Raw genomic sequence first — 16,825 nt, forward strand, 5'->3', positions numbered from 1 at the left:
TGAATTATAGATAAAATGAAAGAAATTGGAGACGAAACCAGAGGTGTAATGAGGGGAAGTTCACACATAAATTATTCTACTTTTTCTATTTGAATTCTGCAAGAAATTGGAACTGGGACAGGTTACCTGTCCCCCTGTTCCACTAACTTAATGAACGGTTCGACAAGGGCTGGGTCGAATTGTTGGCCTGAGCATTTTCGTAGTTCTTCGATGGCTTCTGCGAAGGTTTTGGTTTTTTGGTAAGGCCGCTCGGTTGTCATTGCATCGAAGGAGTCGATGATGCAGAGAATTCGGGCGAGCTTTGGGATGTTTTCTCCTTTGAGTCCGTATGGATAGCCTTTTCCGTCGTAGCGTTCGTGGTGAAGCTCGACAAGGGGCAGGAGGTCATCGTATTTTTTTGTAGATGCCAGAATTTCCTTGCCATACGTAACGTGTTTTTTCATCATTTCCCATTCGTGAACTTGCAGTTTGCCTTTTTTATTAATGATGTCACGCGGGATTTCAAGTTTTCCGATATCATGGATGAGAGCTCCTAGTATTAACCTTCTTTTTTCATCCTCACTTAGCGCAAGTTGATCACTAATGTCGACGGCATATCTGAACACTCTTTTACTGTGTTGATATGTGTAGATATCCTTTGATAGAAAAATCTGCAGCTGCTGTTCTAGACCGTCGATTTCCTCTTTAATTTGAAGTCCTTTATGATTAAAACGGCCTTCTTTATAAATTTGGCAGTTGTTTTTCCCTTCAGCCTTTGCAAAATAAAGTGCTTTGTCAGCTCTAGCTAATAGCTCTGAAGCTCCGTATGTGCCTTTTTCATACTCTGTAATTCCGGCAGAGAAGGATAGGCATCTTAATGGTAGAATATCAACACCTTTGAAAGGTGTATCATTGTATTCCTTACGTAGTTTGTCCATGAACATTTTTGCTTTTCCCTGGCTTGTTTCAGGCATGATGATACCGAATTCTTCCCCGCCGTACCGTGCGACAATGTAAGGAAGATCCTTTATTTTCTCTGATAAGAAACTACCAAAGAATGTTAACAGCTCGTCCCCTTGGACATGTCCATTGAAATCGTTGTATTTTTTAAAATCATCTAAGTCTAGCAATGCGATAGAAAACGGATCCTCATATTCACTTTTTTTAATGAATTCATCAAGCGTTTGTTTAAAATAACCATGGTTATACAAGCCTGTTAAAAAGTCTTTTTGTGCTCTTGTTTCTTCATTTTTATACAAAGAAAACACTTTCTGGAAGGCGAGCGAAAGAGTAATGGATAGAGAGATAAATAAGAAAACACCGAAAATCGGTTGTGCATGAATAACAATCGTCATGACAAGTGATAGCACCAATGTGCATAAATAACTAATGAACGCTTCTTTTAAATCATCTTTACTTAATAAACTTTGAAAAACTGTCCCAAAAGGCTGTTTCGTTACTAAGAAAAAGTACAGCCACATAATGATAACATTCAGGATAAAATAGACGGTTAACGATATGGTATAAGGCCATAGATTTGTGATGTCTATACTCCCGACGTTTCCACCTGTAATGATAAAAGTATAATAAGTTGTAATGATCATAATTGAATAGTTGGCGAAATTAAACAAATGCTTCCACCATTCGAGTTTAAAACGAATAAGGAAAAAAGCTAAACTGCTTAGCATTAAAACATAGAGTGGCACATTTAATCCAAACAAAAAGATACACGCTAAATAAATAGCAGAATCCATTGAGAGAGAATTTCCGGAAGGAAGAATAATATTGAAATGATTCAAGAGGAGAATTGCTCCAATGAGTGTATAAATTAAGACCCAATTTGATAGCACTCCAACATAAAGAGGCAGATTCAAAAAGAGGAGAACCATGCTGAATAGACAGATGAACGTAATATAGAGATTTTGACGATTAAGTATCATTTTTTATCACACTCACTACATACTAATTGGAAAAGAGGGAACCACAGATTCCCTCTTTTTATATGATTACCAGAATTTCCACCCTGAAGTTAACGCTACGATAGCTGAACCAATAATAAGTATGTTTAGGATAGCATTTTTTGTTTTATTTTTCATTATATTTTCACCTCCTTCGAATTGCCATTTAATGGCTCCTCCCTTTCCTTTTTACGCAGCATGATTGCTTGAATCGCAAGGAAGCCTCCTATATTCATCACCACATCACCAATGCTAATAATCTGCTCTCTTGGATATGGTGCCTTTAACGGAATAATATCACCTAAAAAGGCAAAAATCGTAGAACCTGTGACAAGCGTATGCTTAGCATATAAGCTGTTTTTTAATGTTTCTAAATAGTAAGGATCTAAGTGTAGGGCAGCCTCTCCAGAAACAGGCATTCTCCCTCCATTTACCGCCATCACGATGAAGTTAAGCAGAACTCCAACAAAAATGAACTTGAAATGGGCATGAAATCGATTAATCCATAAAAAGATAAGTCCAATCACATAAACGCCTATGAAGGAAAACTGACTAATTTCCCCTACCCATTCAATTTTATTTTGAAAATAAAAAATACAAAGCTGAAAAAGAAGAAGTGCCGGGAACACCCATCCCATTTTAAATCGAATCTCTCCAAATCCTTTTAAACTACCACCTCGAATAAATCCTATTAAAATGGCAACAAGCAGGCCATCATAAACCATCGTACCCTCACCGACCTTCAAGAAATACAAATTTTTGACAGAATCTTCTAACAATCTACAATTATTATAATCTATTACATTTCAAACACACTAGTACCTATCTTCTTTTTGAGTCTTTAGACCTAAATAGAGATGGGTCGGGGGCGGGTCGCGGGGACAGGTTCCTTGTCCCAATCGAGCAACTCCTGCTCTTCTGCATGAAATCACTAAATAAAAAAGAGAAGTGCTCAAACACTTCTCTTTTAACCTTCCAGCCCTTGCTAGTCGTTTGATTTCTAATATACTCTCTCATAGTACATTCCTGAATCACCTACAAAAAGTGAAACCGCAACCTCAATCCCGGTACACTAAATGAAACGAAGCGGGACGAGGTACCTGTCCCCCCGTCCCAACCGGAACGACCCCTGTACCAACCGCAAATACTATTTCAGTTCCCTTGTCTGTGTCATAGGCTGTAGAGCTGATGACTTTTTCTCCTGAGTTTAGGAAGAGTTCGACTGAGTGGAGGTCTAGGTAGATTTCTAGTAGTATCTCGTCTTGGGGAGTCACAGATAGTTTTTCTACTTTGATTTCCCCTTGGTTTCCGTAGTTTGATGTGAGAGATAGTGTATTATTTTCTACGTCTACTTCTACTGTGGTTGATTTTGCTCCACTTTTGTTTAGTTTGATCTCAAAATTCCCGCTTGTTGTAGGGACCCTTACTTGCATATAGCCTGTTGGCTTTCCTTCAAACTTTAACTCCTCACCATTACCTAGGTGAACATGTTGATCGGCAATGATAGAAGAGAAGTAGGTTTCTGTTTCAATAAAGGGCTGTTGGATGAGTTGTCCGTCCTTTACGTCCAGTTTTCGCGGTAAGGACATCATTCCGTTAAAGCCGTATTCCTTCGGTGGTGTTGTTTCATGCCAGCGGTGCATCCAGCCGATGAGTAATCGTTCACCCTCCTTGCCCACTGTTGATTGTGGTGCATAGAAGGTTTGGCCGTAGTCGAGCAGACCTTTGTTCTCCGGTGTAAAATTTCCTTTTTCAAAATCCATCTGACCGATGACATACGCTGTTTTATTTTGTATTTCTCCTGCGAATTCAGGGTCACATGGCATTTCAGAAAATAACAAGACATCTTTGTCATCAATTCGGAACAAATCCGGGCATTCTAGTAACGTGTTTTCTTCAAACTTCGATTGATAAATGGATGAGTGGAAATTCCACTTTAAAAGGTCCTCCGACTTAAACATAATGATTTCGCCGCGTCTTCGAGTGTTTCTTACCGATAACACACAATAATAAACTCCATCGGCTTCCACAATCTTAGGATCTCTAAAGTCGCAAATAAGGTATCCCTCCGGTAATTCTTTTTCGCCGATCACAGGGTTTAACTGATACTTTTCAAATTGAACCCCATCTTCAGATATTGCCACACATTGGCGCTCCGCAATTTGCGGTTCATCCCGATCAAATCCCATGTTCGGATCAATATGTCCTGTATACATCAAATAAAGCTTTCCATCCTTTTCAATGGCACTGCCTGAAAAACACCCATTTGCGTCATACGCTTTATCATTGGCCATCGCAACAGGCAGATGCTCCCAATCGATGAAGTTTTCAGTTGTAGCATGACCCCAGTGCATGTCATTCCACGTAATATCATACGGGTAATACTGATAGAACAGATGATATCTCCCTTTGTAATAGACAAATCCATTCGGGTCATTCATCCACCCGATTTCAGGTGAAAAATGATAAATCGGCCTGCTTTGTACGTTATGTTTATTTACTTGAATATAGTCATTTGCTTTTTGTAATCGGTTCATTTTGCACCTCACTTATTTAATTCCGCTCTGCATCGAGCCTTCGACAATGTATCTTTGGAAAATGATATAAAGCACAACGATCGGAATCGTAACAATCGTTAACGCAGCCATAATATGGCTTGTGTAGATATTATACGTATCACTGAAAATAGCATTTAATGCAACCTGAATTGGCATAAGGTCGGCATTCGATAACGCCATAACCGGCCATAAGAAATCATTCCAAGATGCCAAAAAGGTTAGGATTCCAACTGTGATATACATATTTAGACTGGATGGAATTACTATTCTGAAAAAGCAACCAATTTCACTGAGACCATCGATTTTCCCAGATTCAATCAGTTCACCCGGGAATGATAAAAAATGCTGTCTGAATAAGAATATATTCATCACATTAATGATAAATGGCATTAAATATCCCGGAACTGTATTAATTAAGCCCATCTCATTCACAACTAAAAATAAAGGTAAAATCGTTGCTTCAATTGGAACGATCATCAACGCAATAATAAAAATGAGAATCCAGTCTTTGAATGGAAATTGGAACCGTGCCAAAGCATAGCCTGCCAGAGAGTTAATGGTTAGTCCAAACACAACCGTAATTGAAGCATAAATCAAGCTATTACCGACATTTTGAAAAATATTATAAAAGCCCAGCAACTCTGTATACGATTTCAATGAAAGATCAGAGAAACGCGGGATGATTGCATATATCGAACCAATATCCCGGTAGATCACTTCATCAATTTTAAAAGAAGATAAAATCATCCAAAAAAGAGGAACTAAAAACTGTAACGCCACAACTGATGCCAACAAATAAAACAATGATTTCTTTACAATCTTCATGCCGCCCGCTCCTCTCTAAATAGCTTTTTAATCACAATTGATACAACTACTAAGAAAACGGTGAATGCCAACGTAATCGCACTGGCATATCCAATATTTCGGTGTCTAAATCCGTATTCATAAATATATTGTAAAATGGTCATGGTAGAGTAATCCGGTCCGCCGCCTGTCATCACCATCGGTTGAACGATGAGCTTAAACGCCTGAATCGTAGTGGTAATCACTAAAAACATCAGAATTGGTTTTAATGAAGGAATGGTAATGAATAAAAACTTTTGAAAAGCATTTGCCCCATCAATGTCTGCTGCTTCATATAAACTACCGTCAATATTTTTTAATCCCGCCAGGAAAATCATCATTTGATACCCGCAACCTGACCAGGCAGAAATAGCTACAATTGTGTACATCGCTTGATCAGCACTAGATAAAAACGGCTGCTTAGACAGTCCGATATTTGCTAAAATTTCATTGATTAACCCTGAAGTCGGGTTTAACATAACCGTCCAAAGAATGGAAATGACAACAAGAGACAATACTGCCGGTGAAAAGTACGCGGTTCTAAAAAAGCCGACACCTTTAATCTTCTTATTTACTATTAACGCTAAGCCAAGTGCCATCGCTAACTGCAGGGGTACAACAAACACAACAAACTTAATCGTATTCAAAAAGCTTTGAATGAGCACTTCATCTGTCAGCATTCGTTTGAAATTTTCCATGCCGATAAATTGTTTATCATTTGGTTTTAATAAATAGTAATCTGTAAAACCATACGTAAAAGCTAGAATAATAGGTAAAACGATAAATAGAATAGCAAGCACCATTGCCGGTGTTAAAAATCCATAGGCTGAGACAACTTCACCTTTTTTAAAATGCTCACTGTTTCGGTAATGTTCAGTTGTATTTCTTACTTTCACAAAGTTTTTTACCGTTTTCATCACTTCACATCCTTTTCACTTGGCTTGGTCAGCATAAGCCCAGTTTATAAGAAAAGGCGAGGTCACCCTCACCTCTTTCCTAAACCCGTTATTTTTGATATTTCTCAAACTCTAAATCAATTTTCTTCACGGCATCATCTAAATACTGCTTGATTGTCGCTTCATCTGTTGCCTTATTTTGACCAATTTTCAAGATAACATCTTTTGCAAATGTTTCTGAAAGGTAAGGATAGCCCGGTGAAACAGGACGGGATTTATTTGTGTTTTCAACTTGGTATTTCAATACTGACCATGCTTCGTTATGGTATGGATTGTCTGTATTTGTATCAATCGCATCAATTGAATTCACACGAGTTGGAATCGATCCGTTTGCAAGGTAATATTCTTCAGATGCTTCATCATTGTTTAACCATTCCATTACTTCAACTACCTGCTTAATGCGGTCTTCATCTTCCTCTTGTCCATTACGCACAAACGCCCAGCTACCTGATGGCGTGTATAAACCATCATAGTTTTCATTCATTTTAGGATAACGAACAGTTTTAAACTTTAAGTTTGGATAGTTGCTTGTTAATTCACTTACATACCAGAAACCGCTTACAGATAAAGCTGTTTTTCCAGAATGAAACGCTTTTTCCGACTCTGTTGCACTTGCAAGCTGTGGATCTGCAAATAATTGTGCATATTTTGTTAATGCTTCAACACTTTTATCACTGTTTAATACACCGTCAACTGTGACTCCATCTTCACCAACTATGTTTGTGTCATTTCCCCAAAGAAGCGGTGTGAAATAGTATGTGCCTGTTTCATAAGCACCTGCTGTAATATCAGGCAATAGTAAGCTTACTGCACTTTCATACCCTTCAAACGCCGGATCATTTGATGTTTTTGCAAACTCATCTACTTTTCTGGCAAGCTCAACAAATTGATCCCATGTCCAATCTTGATCTGATGCAGGAATTAGTGCTTTGACATCTTCAGGTAATGCATTAATCATATCTTCGTTATACATTATCGCTACACCTGAGTCAGAATAACCCATCCCATAGAACTTCCCATCAACCGTTCCTTGGTCAATAATCGCTTCTGTAAATCCTTCTTTGAAGCCTTCACTCATATAACCATCAAGCTCACCAAGTAGACCGGAATCTACATATGCGGCAATATCTGGTCCATCCAGTGTGAAAATATCCGGCATATCATTCGCCGTAATGGCTGCGTTTAATTTATCTATGTAGCCGGATCCCGCACCTGCACGTGTGATATTTTGAATTTCAACTTGAGGTTTGTCAGGATGTTCTTCGTTATAGCGCTTTACTCGATCTGCAAACATCTTTCCTTCCGGATGATCGGCTGCAGCTTGTGTCCAAATCACAATTTTGTCATCACTGCTACTTGCACCATTTGAGCTGCACGCAACTAACGAAAGAGATAAAACTAAGATTGAAACGAACAACATTAATTTTTTCATACTTTCATAGACCCCCTAGTCTGAATAATCAATGAAAACGTATTCACGCTTTCTGGTTTTTATGTTACGATAGGCATAAATAAATGTCAACACATATTTTTAAGCGTTTTCATTGTTTAATCACCATACAAAGATTGTTGATAATATTGTGATATAATAGGTGTATACAAGCAATATAATCGTTTAAATGAGAATAATTATAGGTTAATATAAGAATACGTATTCACACGGAGGAGCAATTATGAGTAAGCTTACGATGAAAGAAATCGCCAAACTTGCAAACGTTTCCCAATCAACTGTATCACGGGTGATAAATGGAAATAACGGGGTAAATGAAGATGCCGCAAAACGAGTTCTTCAGGTTATTGAGGAAGTTGGCTATGTACCAAACAAAGCCGCCCAAACCCTTAAAAAGAGTCAATCTAAAATTATCGGGGTATGCTTAACTGAAACGTATAACCCTTATTTTGTAGAATTAATCGATGCACTTGAATTTGAGGCCCGTAAGAACGGCTACAGTATTTTGCTTCACAATTCCAAGCATAATCCGATCATAGAATGGGAAAGTATCCAGAACTTTATCGCCCGTCAGGTAGATGGAATGATCCTTGTCCCTACTGGAGAGTACAATATTCAGCGGATCAGCAAACTGACCATCCCATCTGTCGTCATGACCCAAAACCGCAAGCCTCTTGATAGCGTTGGTCTTGATCATGTAAAAGCCGGAAAGATTGTCGGAGAAAAATTCATTCATGGTGGTCATAAAACCTTTGGATTTATGGGAACCATTCCTGACGATAAATTCCTCGGCTATAAAAGCGCATTATACGAAAACGGATTTGAATTCAAACAGGAAAACTATATTCAGCTTCAAGAAACCTCAACCAATAACTTTTTAATGAGGCAGGATATAGAAACCTATTTAAACTCTGCTTCATCTCTTGATTTCACTTGCCTTTTTACAGCAAACGATATTATGGCACTTGAATTTATGAAAGCTGCAAAAGAAAGAAATATCGAAATACCCGGGGACATCAGTGTGATCGGATTCGATGACACCTACCTCGCAAAAATCATGGGAATCTCAAGTATTCATCAACCAATCGAAGAAATAGTAAAAACAACCATCGAAATTTTACTAAACCGCATGGAAGACGAAGTCTCAGCCGAATCCATACAAATCAAACTCGAACCATCATTGATCGAGCGGGGAAGTTCTTGAGTGGGTCGCGGGGTGGGTCGGGGGGACAGGTTCCTTGTCCCACTTATTGTGCATAATCGAACAATTCCACTGTAGCAAAAGAGCCGTAATTGCAACTTACGGCTTTCACACTCCCCCTAACTTTTCACCCTCTGTTTTTCCAACCTCATCATCCGCGGACCCTCAAAATAAATCATCCTCACAACCTTATAATTGACAAACAGCACCGTTTTTTGCCAAAACGGAACACACCTTGTATATCGGTCAAAACACGCTAGCAATATAACTGCCAACAAGGCTGTCTGCGGTGACACAAGCGGATGATCAAAAATTCCTGTAAAAAACAAAACTGGAAGTGATAACAAGAAAAAGTTGAGTAATTCCTTATTTTTCGCATGCACAAATAACATACAACAAACCTTAAACATTAAGGTCATAACAAGTAATAGAAAAGCTAGTCCACCAATTGTGCCATACTCTGCAAACAAACCTAAGAACATATTATGGGCATGTGGCTCTGGATGTGTAAATTGATCATAAGCATGACGGTAACCTAAAGGAGTTGTTCCAAAGAAAGGGTACTTCTCCCAAATTCTAATACTCGTCACCCAAATCTCTTTTCTTTCAAGAATCGCTTCATTAAGTAAAGCAAACCTCGGTATGACATCAAGAATTTGTTTATGGAAAAGAAGCAAAAGGGTGGCAGCTAGCATCCCGATTTTCGCTGAATACCTAAACATAAATATGACCAGGACAAGAAACATCACACCAATCCCTGCACGTGAACCTGTTTGAAAAATACCAACCATCATAGTAGTGACGAGTACATAATTCCATATGACGATCCTTTTACATTGCTGCCTTTTTAATTGTTCCGCTAACAAAAAAGAAAGAATAAGCAATAACAGGAAACTAGCAAAATTCGGGTTATATGCCGATCCAAACAATCTGCCATCAGAATCGGGTGAAGGACCAAGGAAGATCGTACCAGTCAACCCTCCAATCAGCATGTCTGTTATTTGAATGTTTTTCAATACACTCCCTGTCACGACCAAAAACACACCACCAACAATCATAATCCACTTAAAACGCCGAATAAGAGCCATTGTTACACATTCTCTTATATATAAGTAAAGCCCTAAATACCCTAAAATCATCGCAAAAATTAGCATGTATCCCTCTTTATCTTCTGAAAAAGTCGCCCCCAACGCTGCTAATGCCAAGCAAATAAAAAAGAAAGTGGTTGTATTAAGATAGAATGGAACCTTTAAATCAACTGTATTTTTCAAATGAATCCACCCGATAAACATCAGCCATAAAATTCCCACCGGCGGCAATATAAAACAACATAGTACCCCTATTTCAAGTTGATGCTTTTTAAGAAATTCTTTGTTTATAACCAGCTTTATATTTGTCATAAACTCTCCCTTTTTTCTTGTGGATTTCAAAAATACTAGTGTTATATATAAGTAGGACACTATTTTTTTATACAAAAGATCTAAAAATCACACAGTAAATTAACATTGGATTTACATTGCAATTAGATTTTTACAATTCCTGAATTTAGGTGAATAGTAGATCATCCATAAGCGCTTTTTTACAAAGTTAGTTCAAATTGACCAAATTCGTTTAATTATTATGTAAATCGACAAATTCCAACGTTATTCTTCTACATGATCATATAGACTAGAGGGGTAACTTTATTTAAGGAGACGTAATCATGATATATGAAACATCAATTATAAAAGGGATTTTCCGTCCACAGGTAAGCCTTTATCAACTGCAAAAGGCCGAGACAGCAGGAGGGATTGGCTGGAGAATTTTCCTTGTCTATCTATTTAGTTTACTTATATTTGCAGCTGGTGTTTATTTTGGCATCGGCACTGAAACGTACTCAGGAGTGATTACGGACTTTTCCAGAGAGGAATTTGAGGTTGGGAAGGTATTTCTTTTATTAGGAAAACTGGTTTCTAGTTTACTATATACGACTCTACTCCTTTGGTTTCCAGCATTTGTTTATTGGATCGTACTTGATATTTCCTATAAAAAAGCTTTGATTGTTCAACTATTCGTTTTCTCTATTCATTTAATTGAAAAGGTGATTACCTATCCTGTACTTGTGTTTTATCATTTAAACCAGGCAAGCAATCCCTTCTCACTAGGGGTCATTGCTCAACAATTGATCGATCACGAATATTGGGTTCATTTTTTTAGTTCCATCACCCTTTTTCAAATTTTAGCCATCTCTGTTCTTTATGTTTATTTATCACGACTTACTGAAAAACATAACGTATTAACTCTTTTCATCATTGTTCTCTTTTACATATTAAGCTGGCTCTTACACGCCTTCATGGCGTATCTTGAAGTACCTGTATTAGTAAGGATGTGGTTAAGTTGAAAAAATGGTTTATTTTCTCGCTCATCTTTTTTTGCATTAGCTTTATTACACTAAATGCCTATTTGATTTGGAAAAAAGATAGTAAAGCAGAGCACACCGTATATGTACACGATTGGAAAAGGGTTCAGGAGCGAAATATCATTAAAACACTTGATACAAAGGGTATTTTAATGCCTCAGGAGGAATATAAAGTTTATTTTGATGATAAAGATAAAGAGTTTCTGCGTTTTCTCGTTAAGGAAGGCGATGAAGTAACAGCCGGTACTCCGCTGATTGAATATGCAACACCTGAGCTTGATCAGGTAAGAGATACGTTGGAGAGTGATATCAGCCAGGCTGAAGGAGAGCTGAGCAGTATTGACGAATACATCGCAAAACTATTAGACTATCAGGCTTCTATTTCCTCTTCTGACTCCAACTATGCATACGAATACGATTCGGTGTTTGCCTTTGAAGATGACTTTAGTTTTACGGAAGATATAACGGACACGGAAGACACGTCTAATGATGTGATTATCAGTCAAATCGAACAGGAAATCTATAAGCAGGAGCTTGAAAAAAGTAAGCTTGAGGATAAAATTTTCAACTATGAAACACAAATTAGTCTGATTAACGAGAAAAGTGATTCCGCTATGATCATTAGTGAAGGCAACGGGATTGTGAAAGACGTAAACGATCAGCTCGGAAACCCTGTTGTGACGATTGCCTCCACTTCATTATCCATAAAAGGCACTTTAACTGAGGAACAATTGAAAAAAGTAGAGGTCGATATGCCCTTTAACGCGACAGTTTCAGGAGATAAAGCAAAGCTAGAAGGAACAATATTCGATATAGGTTCTTTTCCTGAAAATGAACCGGAGATAGATAAAAAGAACGTCTATCCTTATGAAGCCATACTGTCAGAACAAGCAGAAGCACTTCCAATCGGTACCACAGCCGATGTAAAAGTAACACTGGATCAAGCATTAAACGTTCCGGCAGTTCCACAGAATGCCATAGTAAAGCAGGATAAAAAAACGTTTATTTATTTCTTAGATAAGAATGGGCTGGTTAATAGAAAAGAAGTTACAACCGGACTTCGCTCAGGGGATCTACAGGAGATAAAGGAAGGCACAGAAATTGGACAAGTAGTCATGACAACAGATCAATCTCACAACAAAAGCAAGTTTGCAACAACGATGCAGCCTACAAACCTAAAAAAGAACACATTTAAAAACCTTTCATCCAAAGAAAAGTGGGAATCGTTTCTCATTGGTGTTGCGGAGAGGTAGTGGACCTCCCCTGGAACAGGGGGACAGGTCCATCGTCCCCGTCCAACTAATTGAAGTTGCAATTAAAATTTCACCCATATCCTCTATACAAAGACCGGGACAAGGGACCTGTCCCCTTGTCCCTAAAAGAATGAGCCGGCTGTTGCGATTCGGTGGTAGGTGTTTCGGCCTAGTGTTCCTTTTGGCATGATCCATGGGGCGTCGTGGTATAGTCTTTCTGTTTCTAATTCTTCTATGCTTTGGATTTTTCCTTCTAAGTAATCGGTTAAGCGATCGACAGTTGTGTTTAGGCGGGCAAGTACACCGCCATAACGGATGTCTAGTACTTCCCATCCGAATGGCTTATTCGTAGAGAGCCATAGTTCACGATGTTTGATTCGAAGATTATCGACCATATTATGTAATGGTTCAACTTGATTACGAAGATCTTCTAATCTTGATTTATTCTTCTCGTCATATGCGCATTTCAAGTTCAGACCAAACTCCGCTTTCACACTTAAAACCTTTGCAAGCTGTATATAATAAGAAAACAAGGGGTCCCACTCATGTTGATTTTGACTAGCTTTAGTTAATTGGTCGGCCAGTTTAGCATAATGTTCATTCATGGAAAGGCCTCTTATATTCTCATCATATAATCCAGTTAATAGATCTTGCCAGAGTAAAAACTTAGATGGATGTGATTCTTTCAAATTATCTTTTGCGACTCCAGGTGTTTCATCAAATTCAGTCAATGCTAAGAAGTCATCAATATTCCCTCCCACACAGAAAGAAAAGCGGTCAGCCAGTTTGCTTCTATCCACTTCCTTGGCATATCCGTGCTCAGCAAATAATTGCATTCCAGGAAGCCCTGTTAAAGGACTTGTTTCTGCACCATTATCCCCCCACATCGTGGCAAACACTTCTTTCACACCTGTATTCTTGCACGCAGCTAAGGCTGCATTTGTTGTTGCAAAGGTGATCCCATAGTTTGGTGATATTCCATTCCATGTCCAAATGCCGCCGGCAAATACCGGATCTGACCCCAAGGCTTTATGCTTCTCAAGAAACGTTTCATAAAAATCCTGATCTGTATGGTAGTAATCCCAGTACACTAATTGCAGATTTTTTGGTATTTCATCAATCACATCAGTTGGAATATCTGCGTTAAGATCATAGTAATTACCGGTTTTTGAGCCCAGTCTAAAGTACATATCGCTCCAAATCATAGGTTTTAATTGATATTTTTCAGTAATCGAAACAACCTTCTGCAGATGTTCATTCATAATCGAAAATCGATCACAATATCCATTTTTCTGTAAAAAAGCTCCAAGACCAAGTCGATGCGCCTCATCCATTCCTATATGAATACGGTTTGTTTTAAACGATCGACTAGCAACCTTAATCATTTCCTCAATAAATTGATAGGTTTTCTCTTCCCCAACAAGAAGGATATCTTCTGTATCTCTTATTCCCCCGGCATAATTCCATTTTAACGCTTCCGTTAAATGGGCCAATGTTTGAATACATGGTATCATTTCAATCCCCAAATTAGCCGCGTACTGATCGCATTCCCTTAACTCAGCTTCACTGTACCGACCGCGCATATAGCCGAAGTACGGGTATTTCTCCATCTCAAATGTATCTTCTGTGTACATCATCACAACATCCAGACCCATTAGTGCCATTTTGCGCAAAAATAATTTAATGGCCTCCACAGTCATCACACCGTTTCGGGATGCATCAATCATAATGCCGTTTGTCTGAAATTGAGGCTCCTCGACAATGTGAAACTCTTTTTGGTTAGTAAGCTGTTCGATGAATAATCCAAAAGCACGGAAAAAGTGAATTTGTTTCTCATAACGAATAATCCCACCTTCACTTGTACAACTAACCTCAAGCGGACCTACTCTTTGCTCTATTTGGACAGGAAAGCCAGTTGAACTTTGGGTGATTTTCAGTTCTTCACAAATGATTGAAAGTCCGTTTTCAAGTTCAGGTAAAATTCCTTTCACATGTAAATTCATCCTAAATGTCCTCCTTTTTTCAATAATCAAAAATAACCTAAGGACTTCTTAACTCTTGTTCTACTAATCTAATGGATTAATTATTCGGCTTATGATCCCAACTACTCTTTCGACCTATTGATAAAGAATGCGCAACTAGCAGTCTTTCTTGCTGACTTCTCATAATATCTCTCTTCAGTTGAGCCATATCAAACTGAGAGGTCACTCTCTCATTACATTCTCTCAAAATATCTTGATGTTCAGGAGAATCAGCCAGATTGGTGCATTCCTGTGGATCGTTTTCAAGATCATATAATAATGGTCTCTCTTCATGAACATACACAAATTTATAGCGGCCGGATCGTAACATGATTAACGGTTGAATCGGACCTTCGCCATAATATTCACAAATCACTTCATCTTTCCAGTTTGCGTCTTCTCCGATTAGTAAGGCTTCAAGATTATCTCCATCCAGTTCACCGAACCACTTTTCTCGATCAGGTACAGCACCTAATGCCATAAAGGTTGGGGCAAGATCAACAAGAGAGACGACTTCCCTAACCTTCTTCCCGGCAGGAAAACGCTTTGGAAAAGAAAGGATTAAAGGAACTTTTGCAGCTTGATCATAAAAGGTTCTCTTAAACCACATGCCATGTTCACCAAGCATTTCTCCATGATCACTCGTCACAACGATGATCGTATTCTCCAACATATCTAATCTTTCTAATTCATTTACAATTTGTCCTACCTTTTGATCAAAGTAGGTAACCATTCCATAATAAGCACGTCTATTTCGTTTCACTTCCTCCTCGGAAAGTTCACAAATGTCTATTTCATGATGGGTTTGAATCCATTGATTGAACGGATGCATGTTTTCGAGGTTATCAGAAGGAATGTCAGGCATTGGGATGAATGAATCCTCATACATATTCCAATATTCTTCTGTAATATGAAAAGGATCATGCGGATGGAAAAACGACGAACATAGAAAAAACGGCCTTATCTCTTCTTCTTTTTTCCGTTTAAATGTCCGAATTTGTTCTAATGTACGGTGTAATACTTTTTCATCATAGTCTAAATTATTATTGATCTCCATGACACCCGGGTTTTTGAGCCGTTTCACACCGGTTCCATGATTAGGATAAACTCCCCTGGACCAATCAGGTGTAAGGTCAAACGCTGCCGTATGAATATCCCTTGTCAGCCGATGTTCAAAGCCATGCAGCTGATCAGGACCGACAAAATGCATTTTTCCTGACAAGACTGTCTCATAACCAGCACGTCTTAAGTGATGCAAAAAGGTTGGAGTGTCTGAGGATAGTTCTGATCCATTGTCATACACCTCAATGTTGCTGATGAATTTACCTGATACGAAGGAAGCCCTTGAAGGAGCACATATCGGTGAATTGCAGTAGGCATTTTCAAATGTAACACCACTTTGAACAAGCCGGTCAATATTCGGGGTTTTTACAGCTGGATGCCCTAAGGCGCCAATCACATCGAAAGCCATCTGGTCAGCCATGATCATAACGATATTCGGCTGTTGTATTTGCTGTGTCATTATGTAAAACCTTCCTCTCAACGTTATTTTCCATTCGAAGATGTCCGCTGCTCAAGTCTAGTAAAGGTCGGCAGCGCAATGAGAAGCCAAACATAACTAATCAAACTTCCTAACAGGAACAACAAGTATTGGCATTTTTGCCAAGAGAAAGAACATCCCATATCCAATCAAAAGCATCAAAACAGCTTGAAGGGGTGCGGCAAAAACCATTAATGTGACCATTTTTAAATACTGGTACCATTTCATGTCAAAATGAACATACGCAGGAAAGAAAAAGGCAAGAATCATGAGATAAACGAATGCTAAAATAAAAAGCAGCAACTTTAAGATTTGCATCGTTAATGATTCATCAAAATTGAGAATAAAAATATCAGCATAAAGAATATACCCAATGATGACTAACACAGAGCCGGTACTATTTGATTTTGCAAATTCCTTTCGGTAAAAGCCCCAAAAGGATTGTAACACCGGTTCGTTTAGATTCCCTTTCTGCCATTTCCTCATGACGGCAAACATCGCTACAGTAGCAGGTATAAACCCAAATACAACAAGACCCAAAAGGGTTAAACCGATCCATAAAAGGTTTATATAAGCTAAACGTGAAAACCACTCTGTAAACCGTACAAATGCACTTTTCCATCCTTGAGCCACTTTCGCCACTCCCCTGCTGTCATAAACTATATTTG

General features: G+C 38.5%; 13 protein-coding genes. 3 read left to right on the plus strand and 10 right to left on the minus strand.

All coding sequences use genetic code 11. From position 1 onward, the window contains the following. Nucleotides 1–122: 122 nt before the first annotated feature. From BK577_RS04685 to BK577_RS04710, 6 genes are all read right to left on the minus strand, one after another. The gene (locus tag BK577_RS04685) at nt 123–1,919 is read right to left on the minus strand and encodes a bifunctional diguanylate cyclase/phosphohydrolase (RefSeq protein ID WP_078431877.1); all 1,797 of its coding nucleotides are present in this window, start codon (nt 1,917–1,919) and stop codon (nt 123–125) included. A 155-nt stretch (nt 1,920–2,074) separates the two neighbouring features. Next, complete coding sequence (locus BK577_RS04690) at nt 2,075–2,662, minus strand: DUF5317 domain-containing protein (protein ID WP_078431878.1); 588 nt, start codon at nt 2,660–2,662, stop codon at nt 2,075–2,077. A 333-nt stretch (nt 2,663–2,995) separates the two neighbouring features. Further along, nucleotides 2,996–4,474: a glycoside hydrolase family 32 protein gene (locus BK577_RS04695; RefSeq protein ID WP_078431879.1), complete on the minus strand. Its 1,479-nt coding sequence runs from the start codon at nt 4,472–4,474 to the stop codon at nt 2,996–2,998. 12 nt (nt 4,475–4,486) lie between these two features. Beyond that, a complete protein-coding gene (locus tag BK577_RS04700; protein WP_078431880.1) occupies nt 4,487–5,320 on the minus strand; it encodes a carbohydrate ABC transporter permease in 834 nt (277 codons plus the stop codon). After that, nucleotides 5,317–6,255, minus strand: coding sequence for a carbohydrate ABC transporter permease (locus BK577_RS04705; RefSeq protein WP_078431881.1), 939 nt, complete (start codon nt 6,253–6,255; stop codon nt 5,317–5,319). Before BK577_RS04705 ends, BK577_RS04700 begins: the two co-directional genes overlap by 4 nt. An 88-nt stretch (nt 6,256–6,343) precedes the next feature. After that, entirely contained in the window at nt 6,344–7,726 is a 1,383-nt protein-coding gene (locus BK577_RS04710) for an ABC transporter substrate-binding protein (RefSeq protein WP_078431882.1), read from the minus strand. 241 nt (nt 7,727–7,967) lie between these two features. Here BK577_RS04710 and BK577_RS04715 point away from each other — a divergent pair, with 241 nt between their 5' ends. Then, the gene (locus tag BK577_RS04715) at nt 7,968–8,948 is read left to right on the plus strand and encodes a LacI family DNA-binding transcriptional regulator (protein WP_078431883.1); all 981 of its coding nucleotides are present in this window, start codon (nt 7,968–7,970) and stop codon (nt 8,946–8,948) included. Nucleotides 8,949–9,064: 116 nt separating this feature from the next. Here the strand turns inward: BK577_RS04715 and BK577_RS04720 are convergent, their stop codons facing one another. After that, complete coding sequence (locus BK577_RS04720) at nt 9,065–10,345, minus strand: O-antigen ligase family protein (protein WP_078431884.1); 1,281 nt, start codon at nt 10,343–10,345, stop codon at nt 9,065–9,067. 302 nt (nt 10,346–10,647) lie between these two features. Between BK577_RS04720 and BK577_RS04725 the strand changes: the two genes are divergently transcribed. After that, on the plus strand, nt 10,648–11,325 hold the full coding sequence (locus BK577_RS04725) for a hypothetical protein (protein WP_078431885.1): 678 nt from the start codon (nt 10,648–10,650) through the stop codon (nt 11,323–11,325). Beyond that, nucleotides 11,322–12,596 carry an efflux RND transporter periplasmic adaptor subunit gene (locus BK577_RS04730; RefSeq protein WP_078431886.1) on the plus strand — a complete coding sequence of 425 codons (1,275 nt, stop codon included), beginning with the start codon at nt 11,322–11,324 and terminating at the stop codon, nt 12,594–12,596. The genes BK577_RS04725 and BK577_RS04730 overlap by 4 nt, the downstream gene beginning before the upstream one ends. A gap of 122 nt (nt 12,597–12,718) precedes the next feature. On the opposite strand, the gene BK577_RS04735 is transcribed toward BK577_RS04730, so the two are convergent. From BK577_RS04735 to BK577_RS04745, 3 genes are all read right to left on the minus strand, one after another. After that, complete coding sequence (locus tag BK577_RS04735) at nt 12,719–14,599, minus strand: beta-N-acetylhexosaminidase (protein WP_078431887.1); 1,881 nt, start codon at nt 14,597–14,599, stop codon at nt 12,719–12,721. A 76-nt stretch (nt 14,600–14,675) separates the two neighbouring features. After that, a complete protein-coding gene (gene betC, locus BK577_RS04740) occupies nt 14,676–16,139 on the minus strand; it encodes a choline-sulfatase (protein WP_078431888.1) in 1,464 nt (487 codons plus the stop codon). A 96-nt stretch (nt 16,140–16,235) separates the two neighbouring features. Next, nucleotides 16,236–16,790, minus strand: a complete 555-nt coding sequence (locus BK577_RS04745) for a YesL family protein (RefSeq protein ID WP_169908102.1) — start codon at nt 16,788–16,790, stop codon at nt 16,236–16,238. Nucleotides 16,791–16,825: the final 35 nt, after the last annotated feature.

Source organism: Metabacillus halosaccharovorans, assembly GCF_002019635.1.
Taxonomy (GTDB): domain Bacteria; phylum Bacillota; class Bacilli; order Bacillales; family Bacillaceae; genus Metabacillus; species Metabacillus halosaccharovorans.